This is a genomic window from Devriesea agamarum (assembly GCF_900070355.1).
Lineage (GTDB): Bacteria > Actinomycetota > Actinomycetes > Actinomycetales > Dermabacteraceae > Devriesea > Devriesea agamarum.
Genome location: NZ_LN849456.1, coordinates 478,976 through 491,190, shown reverse-complemented (window position 1 = coordinate 491,190; position 12,215 = coordinate 478,976). Strand labels below are relative to the sequence as shown.

The window sequence follows — 12,215 nt, the reverse complement described above, 5'->3', positions numbered from 1 at the left end:
CGTTCCTCAGCGAAACATGGAACAATGTAGGTCGCCGCATGCGGCTGACGTTCTCAACGAAAGGACACCTCATCATGGGTGGAGCGATGAAACCGTTGCACTGGGTGGTGCTCATTGTCGTGGTGCTGCTGCTGTTTGGCGCCGGCAAGCTTCCGAGCCTCGCCCGAAATCTCGGTAAGTCGATGAGGATCTTCAAGTCCGAGGTCGACGAATTAAAGAAGGAAAACGGCAATGGCGAAGAGGCTGAGGTCGAGGCACCTGCAGCCCCCGCAGCCCGCGAATACGATCCGCGTCCGGCGCCTGCACCGGCACCTGCGCCCGAACCAGTTCGCCCGGCAACGCCCGTTGCCCATTCCGGTGAAGTCCCGTCGAAGTCTCAGGGAACCGTGAATGCGCTGAACCGGGATGACCCGTACCGTCGCGACTGACTGATTTCTCAACATAACGTCCGGGGCGCCGGTAGTGTTCTCCTGCGCCCGCCGATTTGTGCCCAGTTCAGCTGAGCTGGCTCTTATGGAGGAAGACGACGTCCGTGGCGCTTAAGAAGAAGACGCGGCGGCCCAAGGATCCCGAGGGGCGCATGTCGCTCGGTGAGCATCTCATCGAGCTTCGCAACCGGCTCTTTGTATGTGCAATAGCCATTGTCATCATGACCATTATTGGGTGGTTTCTGTATGGTTGGGTGACGCATCTTTTATCGGCTCCGTTTGACGAAGCTCGCGCCCTCGGACTAAAGGCTGAGCAGAACTTCCAGGGCATCGGCAGCCCGTTGGAAGCGCAGATCAGAATCTCCGCCTATATCGGCGTTATTTTGTCCTCTCCGGTGCTTCTCTACGAAGCCTGGAGCTTTGTAACCCCCGGCTTGAAACGAAACGAGCGCCGCTACGTCATCGGTTTCCTCGGCACATCCATCCCGCTGTTCACCATCGGGTGCCTTGCTGGTTATTGGGTGATGACCAAGGCTGTCCCGGTGTTGCTCGAGTTCACCCCCAAGGGTTTCACCAACATCGTCGACTTCGGCGCATATCTGAACCTGTTTATTCGCACCATCCTCGCCTTCGGCGCTGCCTTCACCCTTCCCGTGTTCCTGGTGTTCTTGAACCTTGCCGGGGTCATGAAGGGGCGAACCATGCTCAAGCCCTGGCGGTTCGTGGTCTTCATCATCTTCCTATTTACAGCGATTATGGTCCCCACCCCGGACCCGTTCTTCATGATCGCTATGGCTGCCCCGATCTGCGGCTTGTACTTCGGTGCGGTTATTTTCGCCATCATCAATGACAAACGCCGGGCCCGAAAAGCGGGAGATCTTGACGTTGATGAGGCCAGCGATATTGGTGAAGCAGAAAGCATCGATGCACCGACATCGATCAGCAAGGCGGATACGCCGTGAGCAGGCTGCGTGTCGGGTTACTGATTAACCCGGCCGCGGCCTCAGGAACGGCTCACCGGATCGGTGTCCACGTCTCCACGCTATTGAAGGTCGCAGGGATCTCCGTTGTCGACGTGACCGGACGCAGTGCCCGGACCGCCCAGGCCCGGGCACTTGTGGTACGCGATGATCTGACAGCCCTGATCGTGGTCGGGGGAGATGGCACGGTATCGCTCGGAGCCGAGATCGTCGCGCAGACCCCTGTCCGCCTTGGCATTGTGCCGGCTGGGTCCGGTAATGATCTCGCCCGCTCTCTCGGTTTACCGATCGGAAAACCGGATGAAGCGGTTCGGACACTCTTAAGAGCGTTGTCGCGTCCTGTCATCCACATTGATGCCATTGAAATGTCCTCATTGGATGACTCGGCGGCACCTCACCGTTCCCTCGCGCTGGGTTGTGTGAACCTGGGGTTTGATGCGCTCGTCAACGCTCGCGCCAATAGCGCTAAAAGTGGATTCGGCAAAAACTACACCGTCGCGGTGATGCAAGAACTCCGGCATTTTCATGAAATTCCATATTGGATTGAGATTGACGGGGGACCCCGCCAGGAACTTGACGCGTCACTTCTGACCCTGTGCAATGGAGCGTTTTGTGGTGGAGGCATGCAGCTTGTTCCCCAGGCACGGCTCAATGATGGGCACCTCGATTTAGCCATGATCAGTGGTCTCAGCAGGCCGCGACTGTTACGCATGTTTCCCCGAGTATTCCGGGGAGCGCACCTCAGCGTGCCTCAGTTTTCGGTTCGACCCGTGCGCAGCGTCACCATCGGGGTTCGTGATGGACGCCTCTTACGCAGCTACGCCGATGGGGAAGCCCGCACCGTGTTACCGCTATCTGCCCGAGTCCTGCCCGGCGCCGTGCGAATCCTCGCTGACTCCTCAGCTCCCTGTCTGAGCGGCGTATGAGTATCCCGCCTGCATCAGGCAGCCTGTCACACCCGAGCGAGCGCATCGAACGCTTTGCACGCCGCTATCGATTTCCCCTGGATAGCTTCCAGTATCAAGCGTGTGCGTCGCTAGAAAACGGAAAGTCTGTTCTGGTGGCCGCCCCCACGGGCGCGGGTAAAACCGTCGTCGGCGAGTTCGCTGTCGATATCGCACTGTCGATGGGGCGAAAGGTGTTCTACACCACCCCGATTAAGGCGCTGTCGAATCAGAAGTATGCCGAGCTAGTGTCATGGCTTGGGGAAGGCAGAGTCGGACTTTTAACGGGGGATATGTCGCACCACGGCGACGCCGAGGTGGTCGTGATGACCACTGAGGTCCTGCGCAACATGCTTTACGCCAATTCACCGACTCTTGCCGGGCTCGGATTTGTGGTGATGGATGAGGTGCATTACCTCGCAGATCGGCTTCGCGGGCCCGTCTGGGAAGAGGTCATTCTTCATCTCGAAGCGTCAGTGCAACTAGTGGCGCTTTCAGCCACCGTCTCTAACGCTGAAGAATTCGGGGCCTGGTTGCATGAAGTGCGCGGGGATACCGATGTCATCGTGTCAGAAACCCGACCCACCCCTCTGTGGCAGCATCTCGTGGTCGGCCATGACCTCATGGATCTGTTCGTGGACCGCCACGGGCACCCTGTGATTTCTCACGGTCCGGGAGCAAGTGAGCAGCGTGAGGTCAACCCTGGTCTCGTGCGGGCATTAGAACGACTCAGCCAACCGGACCGCTCGCGTCATCCGCGCGATCATGACCGGCGGTACCGCCACGGACGCCCCTCCCATTCACACGACCGCGCGCACAATACGTTAAGACCAACCGCTCTAAGCCGACAGCTGCGCCGTCCTGACCTGATTCGGCTCCTAGATCGCAGCGGACTGCTGCCCGCTATTGTCTTTATTTTTTCCCGGACCGGCTGTGACCAGGCATTGCGCCAGTGCGCGGATGCGAGACTGAGTTTGACGACACCCGATGAACGGCGTCAGATCCGCGCGGTGCTTCATCGCAGGCTCGCCGCTATTGCTCCCGAAGATCACGATGTTTTGCGTCTGCGGCAGTTCCGTCTCAGCGCCGAACACGGACTAGCCGCACATCACGCCGGCATGTTGCCCCTGCTTAAAGAGACCATTGAAGAGCTGTTTTCCGCTGGTCTCGTCAAAGTTGTTTTTGCAACCGAAACCCTTGCATTGGGTATCAATATGCCCGCACGCACCGTCGTGCTCGAAAAGCTCAGCAAGTTTAACGGTCTCACCCATGCGGATCTCACCCCGGGGGAGTACACCCAACTCACCGGACGCGCCGGACGTCGCGGTCTGGACACTGAGGGACACGCGGTGGTCTTGGCAGGGCCGGGAACTCGCGCAGAAGACATTGCAGCATTGGCGTCCCGACGCACTTATCCGCTGCGTTCGGCCTTCCGCCCGACCCCGAACATGGTGGTCAATCTGCTCGAAACCATGACGGCTAAAGCAGCCCGAGATCTTTTAGAAATGTCTTTCGCCCAGTTTCAAGCCGACCGGCAGGTAGTGGGACTTGCGCGACGGGCACGGGAACTTTCCCGCACTGTCGATGCCTATAAAAAAGCAGTAACCTGCGATAACGGCGATTTTCCCGCCTACGATGCGACCTGCGAGGCCATTGGGGCGAGAGAAAAAGAATTATCTCGAGAGCGCGATCGACGCGAACGAAAACACCGGGAGCAGACCCTCCGCGGATTGCGCCGAGGCGATGTGATGGCGATACCCGCGGGACGCCGTGGAGGCTTCTGCGTAGTCATTGAAACCGGTCCGCAGCTCGATGATATGCATGGAACCCGGGTCCGAGTCGTGACCGAGGACGGCCGGGTAAAACTCCTCGGATTTAAAGATCTACCGAGCAGCCCAGCAGTCGTCGATTCTCTGCGGGTCCCTGCGCCCGACCGGCTACGCCAAACTCGTGCGCGCAAGGATCTGGCCTCTGCGCTGCGGGAACGTATCAAAAGCAAAGGCTCCGCGCGGGACGAAGCTGCTCGTCTGCGCCATCGGGAGCCATCCCGAGCCGCGCAGGATGAACAACTCAACGCACTGCGGACAAGCTTGCGCGAGCATCCGTGCCATCTATGCCCTGAGCGCGATTCTCATCGGCGATGGGCCGTACGGTATCGAAAAGCCAAACGGGAACATGAGGATCTCGTGCGCAAGATAGACCGGCGGACGTCCACCATCGCGCAGGCATTCGATGCTCTCATCAGCCTTCTGATGACTCTCGGTTATCTGCGCGAGGACACCGGACGCATCGTACCCACCGAGTACGGGCACAGATTAAAACGTTTGTTCAGTGAGCGAGATGTGCTCATCGCCGAGTGCCTTCGCCACGGGACTTGGGCTGATCTCGATCCGCCGCTGCTTGCGGCGATGGTGTCAACCACGACGTTTGAGGCGCGACGAGACGAGGGCCGAATACCGGTAATTCCTGAAGATCCGCGGTTTGAACGCGCCTTCGAGCGCACCGAGGAGCTTGCGAAGCGGCTGCGGTTCCAGGAACAAAGGTGCGGTCTTGAGCCCACCGCTATGCCTGATCCGGGGATTGCGCTTGCTGTGTACCGATGGGCGCAGGGGGAGGGGATAGCAGATAGCTTGGAGGGCACTGATCTATCGGCTGGTGATTTCGTGCGTCAGTGTCGTCAAGTAATTGATCTGCTTGAACAGTTGCGCGATGATCCTGAGCTCGGACAGACGGCACGACGGGCCGTGGACATGGTGCGGCGCGGTATCGTCGCCTGCACCTTGTGATCTCTTGAGCAACGGGCGTAGAGGATAGGATCTGTGCGATGGACACGGTAAGGCTGAGCGAGCCACTTCTGCTGCTGGATGTCGCTGTCTATAGCGCGAGCGACCCCCATGCAGATGCTCTGTTGATTGACAATGGGGTTGTGGCCTGGATTGGTTCAGCCTCTAGCGCCCGCGTGCTGCATCCCACGGTGCGTTCTATCAGCCTCGATGGCTGCTTGGTCACACCCCCGTTCGTCGACTCCTGCGCGGGGAACATTGCCGACCCCACGCCCCGCCCCACTGATCTCGCCCGCGGGATTCTGCATCGCATCCCGGGTTTGCCGCGCCGTGAAGGTTCGATTGAGGTGATGGCGCCTTGTGAGCGGACTGATGCGCCGTTCGGTGACCTCACCGCGAGCGGCACCGTCCTCACGTTTGGCTCAGGCGGTGAGCTCGGTTTCCAGGACCCGTGGCAATGGATGCTCGCCGCGACCAGGGATGCCTCCCCGGATCAGCGCCTGAGCGACCGGGCAGCCTTTCTTGCCGCCAGCCGTGGCGGGCATCGATTGCTCGGGGATGATCATCCGGGCAGTCTCCTGGCGGGGGTGCCTGCCACTCTTGTGATTTGGCGTCCCTGGGATCTCATCGTCCGCGGTGCGGATGAGCGCATCCAAACCTGGTCCACCGATCCGCGGTCGCGCACGCCACGGTTGCCCGACCTCTCCTCAGGCAACGGTCCGCGGGCCCTCATGGCGTTCGCTGCCGGGCACCTGGTTTTTGACGGTCGAGACGACATCCCGCAAGCGCCGCAGGTCCCCGGCAGCTTGGAGTCCTGGACTCCCGATGCAACCCAGCCGGTCGAACCGCGCCGGGAGTTTCCCGCATGACAGATTCCCGCCGCGCCCAGGCGGCGCCCCCGACTTCAGCGCGTCCGCTAGGAGTATGTGCCGCCTTAATCTGTGCGGCCATCGGAGGATTCCTCGCTTTTTTGGCGTTCCCCGGGTACAACCAGTGGTACCTCATGCCTATCTCTGTGGCTTTTCTCAGCGCGGCATCCCACGTTCGTTCCCGCTTTCTCACCGCGATTTGCGGACTGGTCTGGGGACTCAGCTTTTTTATCCCGCTACTGTCGTGGACCGGAGTGTACGTCGGGGTTGAACCGTGGTTGGCCTTAGCCGCGGTGGAATCCCTTTTCATGATGGTTTTGGCGCTTCTCATGCGCCCGGTATTGCTACGGCGAACACCGGGCTGGGTGAGTGCGATGACCGTCGGCGGCCTGTGGACGGCCTGCGAATTCGCTCGGTCTAGCGTCCCTTTTGGCGGATTCCCCTGGGGCACCACTGCGTTCTCCCAAGCAGATTCACCCCTGCTTGCATTCGCTCCCTGGATCGGAATGGGCGGTTTCGCGTTTCTCGTGGGGGGTGCGGGCCATCTTCTCTATGTGGGCGCCATATCTCTGCTCAAACGGCGTGGTGAAGGTTTCAACGGTCTGTACGGGCTGTGGGCTTGGGCGGTGTGCGCCGTTATCGTGGTTGTCAGTATTGTGACGCCGATGCCTCGCGATGTTGCGCCGCACAATCGCTCTACGGTGACCGTCGCCGGAATTCAGGGCAATACCACCAGCAGTGGTTTACGTATGGGGGAGCGGCCCGGCGAGATTCTGGATAACCATGCCTCGCTGACCGAGAAATATGCGGAGGAGCTGAAAGATCGGGGCAAAACTGTCGATTTTATGGTGTGGCCGGAAAATGCCAGTGATCTTCAACCAGCCCGCAACCTCTATGCCCGAAACAGGATTCAAGAAGCAGTCGATGCAGCTGGGGTCCCCGTTTTTGTCGGCGCTCAGAAATACACGGCCGATGATCAGCACCGTTTCAATACCTTGCAGCTGTGGGAGCCCGACAAGGGGATGGTCAACTCATACTCTAAACAGCACCCTGTGCCGTTTGGTGAATATATTCCGTTTCGATCATTCTTCCGTTCACTCTCATCCAAAGTCGATCTTGTGCCGGTGGATATGCTCCCGGGAACCTCAGTCGGGGTCATGGATGTGGCAGGCACTAAAGCCGGTCTGCTGATCTGTTTTGAGATTGCTTATGAATCACTGGTTCAAGACACGGTGAAGTCTGGGGCCCAGATACTGCTCGTTCCCACGAACACCGCCCTATTCGGAACGACTGATGAAAGCGTTCAACAGCTCGCGGAGTCGCAGGTCATGGCTGCGATATCGGGCCGAAGCGTGGTGCACATTTCGACCGTGGGCATCTCGGCAATGATCACCCCCGATGGCAGGATCATCTCCTCGAGCGGGCATTGGACCCCTGAGGTGTTGGAATCCACGCTGCCGTTGCGCACTGGTATCACTCCAGCCATCGCCGCGGGACCATGGATCTATATCGGGGCGAGCGCGCTGGGCTTAGCCGGGCTCGCCGGTGCCTTGAGCCGGCCTAACCCTTATCGCCGAGCAGCCCGCAAAACCGCCTCGTCGCCGCAGCCACCGCGTAAGGACAATCGCTCCCGTAAGACTGGTACCTCCCATAAGCACAATGGACAGCGCCGTATGAAGACGATCATTGCCAGTGATTCTCGGGAGGATTCACGATGAAAACTCTCGTGATTATTCCGACCTACAACGAGGCATGCACCCTCCCTGGCACACTATCTCGGTTGCGTGCTGCCGTGCCCCGGGCCCATGTTCTCATCGCCGACGATGCTTCGCCCGACGGCACCGGGCAGATTGCCGACCAGCTCGCAGCCCAAGACAGCGCCGTCCATGTGCTGCATCGGCGAGGAAAGGAAGGACTTGGCCCGGCCTATATCGCGGGATTCCGCTGGGGCCTCGCGCATGATTACGACGTCTTAGTGGAGATGGACGCCGACGCATCCCACCGACCGGAGCAGCTACCGAAGCTGCTAGATGCCATCGAAGCCGGCGCTGACGTCGCGATTGGATCTCGCTGGGTGCGGGGTGGCCGGGTCCACAACTGGCCATGGCGGCGCCTGCTGCTATCTCGGGGGGCTAATTTTTATGTACGCTGTGCCCTCGGCCTTCCGGTCGCGGATGCAACCGCCGGATTCCGGGCGATGCGTGCCGATACACTGCGGTCGGTCCTCGCCTCAAAGGTCGCCTCGCAGGGATACTGCTTCCAAGTCGATATGACGCGCAGAGCTCTTGGGTGTGGAGCCCGCCTCGTCGAATGTCCGATCGATTTTGATGAGCGGGTTGAAGGGGCCTCGAAAATGACCGCCGCGATCGTGCGGGAAGCGCTCCTGCGGGTCACCGTATGGGGGATCGAACATCGCGCGCGGCAGCTAGCTTTGGGCGGCACGCGTTTCGCTCGCGGCATATCTCGTTGGGCTCATAGCGGACGCAGACCTTAGCTATACCTCTGGCTCAGTGACCGTCGGTAGGCTTCGTCCTAAGACTCTTGCGCAGACACAGGTCTGTATGAGGAGGAGACTATGACTACTTCGCTTCCACCAGGGCATGAACCGCATTCGCGCCCACCTATCTCGCGAGCCAAACTCGTCCCGCTCACGGTCGCTGTCATCGGGCTGGTTGAGCTCTTAGTGCTGATTGCGATCGGGGTCAACACGAGTTTCTGGTGGGTGATCCTCCTAGTTGTCCTCGGATGGATAGTCGGACTAACACTGCTGGTCACCGCTGGCCAGCAGACGTTTAGCCGACTGCGTTCGGTGGCCAGGGCTCTGCGGGGCCGGGGAAGGGCGCAGGAGCATCTATCGCGTCCGCTGTTTACGACCGTGGCGGCGATCCTATTTATCGTGCCTGGTCTGCTCACCGATGTGGCAGCAGTGGTTCTGCTCTTACCGTTCGTCCAACGCTGGGTAGTGAGGCGATTCGGATGGTCGCTGCCACCGAGCGCCGATGCTGCATTGCGTGGGGGACGCCAGCCACAGGTCATCGATGGCGACATTGTGGTGGACGTAGTTCGGCCTGGATCTACAGGTGCTGGACAGGCAAACACCTCCCGCCCGGGTGCTCAAACTCCCGGGCCTGGTGGGGTGATCAGCGGCAATATACTGCCACCGGACAAGCGCTAAAACGCGCGACAGCCTAGGTCTCCTCACCCGCGCCCTCGCAGTAAACGCACGCGACGCAGATATGCGTGAAGGCCCTTTCACCTCCCGGTTGAAAGGGCCTTCACAACACTAAGTGGTCTTAGAACACTATACGGATTCAGAATGCCATATCGACTTATAACGCGATTGGAGCATCACTGATGCGGATCGCCGATGATGGGCTCCGGCGATGGTACGAGCCGTCTCAGCTGCTGTCCCGATAAAAGGTGAGGGCCGATTAGAAATGGCGGCGGGCATGAAGCTTTCCGGTGCGCAGCAGCTCGAGGCGCTGATCGAGAAGAACTTGGAGGTCTTCCTCGCTCCGACGTTCCAACAGCATATCCCAGTGGGTGCGCTGCGGCTTGCCTTCTTTCTCGGCAGGCTTTTCGTGGTCGCGCAGGACGGCAATTGCTCCGCACCGGCACTCCCAGGTGGATGGGACATCTGCCTCAACGGAGAACGGCAGCACAATAGCGTGCCCGTTGGGGCAGTCATACCGGGCTTCCTGGCGCGGGGCGGCGAGGACACCCTCGTCTGTTTCCATGCTGAGGGAGCCGAGGCGGGTTCCGCGAAGGCTGCGGCTGCTCATAATCGGTCGTCTTTCTGCCGGGTGGATGGGGTAACGCTTCGAGTGCTGACCTATGGCCCTGCGATTGCTCGCCTCTTGCCATCCGAGCCTGCCCGGCTCAGAACAGCACCACAGGTGCCGAAATTAGCTCATGGGAAGGGTCGGAAGAGAACTAGCGATCGCTTCTGAAGAGTACCGTGGGCCCACAACGCTGCCTGAGATCGGGCGCGTTTAACCCCATCGACTTCCACACAAACTGTGAAAGCATCTGAGTTCTTCATCGGCCATGCACGAGCTTGCTCAGCACATCGACGCGATTAGTAATGATACCATCTACGCCCAATGCCAGCAGCTTGCGCATGGTGAGTGCGTCATCAATTGTCCAGACGTGAACCTCACAACCCGCTCGATGCGCGGCGGCAACCGTATGGGATGTCACGATCGGCAACGAGTTCCAGCGGATAGGAACCTGAAGTGCCCCGTACGGAGCAAGCACCTTCTCCACGTGTCGGCGCGGTGTGCCGAGCGCCGTGATGGTTCGGAACGCTGCCATCGCGCGCATTGAGGGGCTGCGAACTACTGGAACGCCTCCAAGGCGCAAAACTTCGTCGCTAACCCGCTTGGCGATAGCATCACCGAAGCTGGTCAGGCACACTCGTTTTTGAGCCTCATGCGCCACCAACACTCGGACGGTATCTGGGATCGCATCCGCCACTTTCACATCGATGTTGAGCGGAGTGTTAGGGAAGGCTCGCAAAACATCTTGTAGCCGCGGCACCCGGCCGCCACCGTGCAATTCAATCTGCGCAAGCTCGCGCCAGAAAAGATCACGAATCGCAAGCCGACGACCCGCAAGACGCGTTAAGTCCGGGTCGTGCACCGCCACAACAACGCCATCCCGAGTGGCGTGCACATCTGTTTCAAGGATGTGAGCGCCGTGGTGGAGCGCAGCCTGAAAAGCCTCAAGAGTGTTTTCGGCGTATTCCAAGGCGAGGCCGCGATGAGAAATAATCCGGGGGCGCGGGCCTGCGAAAAACGGCACAGGGTGACTCGGGTCGACGATTTTTTCCGCGTGAGTAGTGTTTGCGGCATTGCTAGCCGTCCCGCCAGCGTCGCCACGGGGGTTTGTCCCCTGCGCTAAAGGAGACCGGAGAGCGGGGTGACCTTCACTGTGTCGGCGATGGTCATCGCCACCTCTCATCCACCAAGGCATCTTCTTCCTCCTCGTCTCGGCTCCGACGGCGGGGCGCCGCCCGATAGTGCGTGGGGCGGGCAGTTTGTGCGCGTCGCGCCGCTGTGGGAAGCGTACCGCTTTGGGGGCCGGCATCGTGTGGCAGATCGCGACCATGAGCAGAGTCCTGCTCGGTCTCACGGTCTGAAGCTGGATGCTTGCCCATTACAGGTTCGTGTGCGTCAGTTCTGCGTGAACCGGTCCGTTCATCCTCTGCGCGGTCCAACAGGTGGCGGCGAGCCGCCCAGACCCAAGCTGCTGGGAAGAACAGGGCGAATATCCACCATTGCCCGGCGTACGACAAATGCGGGCCAAGATCCACATGCGGCTTTGGTAGAGGAACTGGCATGGGCTTCACCGCAGGGTTTTCGCTCACGATATCCCCGTACGCACCTGTAAACAGAGCCGGGATATCCGAGGGAAGGACACTAGCTACTTGCGAGGGGGTAATCGTCTGGACCTGACCGGGGAGATTTTGTCGACCAGCAACTTCCGGTTCAACAGGCCGAAGCCGGACAGTAATCTCCGACGGTCCGCGGGGACGAGGCGGTCGCTCAGCGGGTACGCTATGGCGTTCCTGCTCGGGAACCCATCCGCGCATCACCAGCAGCGTGCCTTCCTGAGTGATGAACGAGGAGAGCTGTAGAAATCCAACGCTGCCATCTTGCACGCGACCGCGCACGTAGAGGTCGCACTGAGGTTTGTCGCAATAGGAACCGTGTACGGTGACCGGACGCCACTGTTTGTCGGCAGGTAAGGCGGTCGTGCGCTCGGGCAGTATGTCGTGAACAGGGACGGCGGCCGCTTCATAATTGCGGCTGACAAGATCCTCTGCAGCATGCTTTGTTTCGTACCGGTGATATTGCCAGCGTCCAAGAAGAACGCATACCCCGGCCCCAGCTAACGCGAGGATCAGGCCGAGTATCCATCCTCGGGTTAGCACAGGGCGAATTCTGCTCAGGCGCCCTGATATCACTGTTCACCTCGTATCGCTCGATAGGTGCGATGTGTGCCCACCTGAGGACAGGTCTCGCAACGCCATCTCACTGTATGCCCCGTTCATGGCCCGGGTCTGAAATTCTCAGCGGGGACGTGTCTGTCGTTGGGGTATGCGAGGACGATGTGTCGGGTTGGGCCTCACGCGATCGTGATGTATCTGGCTGCGCGGTATGCATCTTCTCGCAGGCCGTCACGGTTTTCAGGAATCCTCGACGGCTTA

Annotated in this window: 11 protein-coding genes; 8 read left to right on the top strand and 3 right to left on the bottom strand. The window is 60.0% G+C overall.

From position 1 onward, the window contains the following. Positions 1–38 precede the first annotated feature (38 nt). From tatA to BN1724_RS02055, 8 genes are all read left to right on the top strand, one after another. Positions 39–428: a Sec-independent protein translocase subunit TatA gene (gene tatA, locus BN1724_RS12460; protein WP_331709441.1), complete on the top strand. Its 390-nt coding sequence runs from the start codon at positions 39–41 to the stop codon at positions 426–428. A gap of 104 nt (positions 429–532) precedes the next feature. Further along, complete coding sequence (gene tatC, locus BN1724_RS02085) at positions 533–1,390, top strand: twin-arginine translocase subunit TatC (protein WP_231928124.1); 858 nt, start codon at positions 533–535, stop codon at positions 1,388–1,390. Further along, entirely contained in the window at positions 1,387–2,334 is a 948-nt protein-coding gene (locus tag BN1724_RS02080; RefSeq protein ID WP_058234029.1) for a diacylglycerol/lipid kinase family protein, read from the top strand. The genes tatC and BN1724_RS02080 overlap by 4 nt, the downstream gene beginning before the upstream one ends. Further along, positions 2,331–5,138, top strand: coding sequence for a DEAD/DEAH box helicase (locus BN1724_RS02075; RefSeq protein WP_084252674.1), 2,808 nt, complete (start codon positions 2,331–2,333; stop codon positions 5,136–5,138). The genes BN1724_RS02080 and BN1724_RS02075 overlap by 4 nt, the downstream gene beginning before the upstream one ends. 38 nt (positions 5,139–5,176) lie before the next feature. Continuing rightward, positions 5,177–6,004, top strand: a complete 828-nt coding sequence (locus BN1724_RS02070) for a hypothetical protein (protein ID WP_058234028.1) — start codon at positions 5,177–5,179, stop codon at positions 6,002–6,004. Continuing rightward, complete coding sequence (lnt, locus tag BN1724_RS02065; protein WP_058234027.1) at positions 6,001–7,722, top strand: apolipoprotein N-acyltransferase; 1,722 nt, start codon at positions 6,001–6,003, stop codon at positions 7,720–7,722. Before BN1724_RS02070 ends, lnt begins: the two co-directional genes overlap by 4 nt. Then, positions 7,719–8,498: a polyprenol monophosphomannose synthase gene (locus BN1724_RS02060; RefSeq protein WP_058234026.1), complete on the top strand. Its 780-nt coding sequence runs from the start codon at positions 7,719–7,721 to the stop codon at positions 8,496–8,498. Before lnt ends, BN1724_RS02060 begins: the two co-directional genes overlap by 4 nt. Positions 8,499–8,579: 81 nt before the next feature. Continuing rightward, positions 8,580–9,179, top strand: coding sequence for an FxsA family protein (locus BN1724_RS02055; protein WP_058234025.1), 600 nt, complete (start codon positions 8,580–8,582; stop codon positions 9,177–9,179). Between the two features lie 256 nt (positions 9,180–9,435). Here BN1724_RS02055 and BN1724_RS02050 read toward each other — a convergent pair whose 3' ends face one another. The 3 genes from BN1724_RS02050 to BN1724_RS02040 all read right to left on the bottom strand — a co-directional run bounded on the left by BN1724_RS02050 (position 9,436) and on the right by BN1724_RS02040 (position 11,939). Continuing rightward, positions 9,436–9,786, bottom strand: a complete 351-nt coding sequence (locus BN1724_RS02050; RefSeq protein WP_058234024.1) for an RNA polymerase-binding protein RbpA — start codon at positions 9,784–9,786, stop codon at positions 9,436–9,438. 256 nt (positions 9,787–10,042) lie between these two features. Continuing rightward, the gene (locus BN1724_RS02045) at positions 10,043–10,807 is read right to left on the bottom strand and encodes a glycerophosphodiester phosphodiesterase family protein (RefSeq protein ID WP_231928123.1); all 765 of its coding nucleotides are present in this window, start codon (positions 10,805–10,807) and stop codon (positions 10,043–10,045) included. Between the two features lie 142 nt (positions 10,808–10,949). Then, positions 10,950–11,939 (bottom strand): SURF1 family cytochrome oxidase biogenesis protein, encoded by a 990-nt coding sequence (locus BN1724_RS02040; RefSeq protein WP_058234023.1) that lies wholly within the window; start codon positions 11,937–11,939, stop codon positions 10,950–10,952. Between the last annotated feature and the right edge of the window lie 276 nt (positions 11,940–12,215).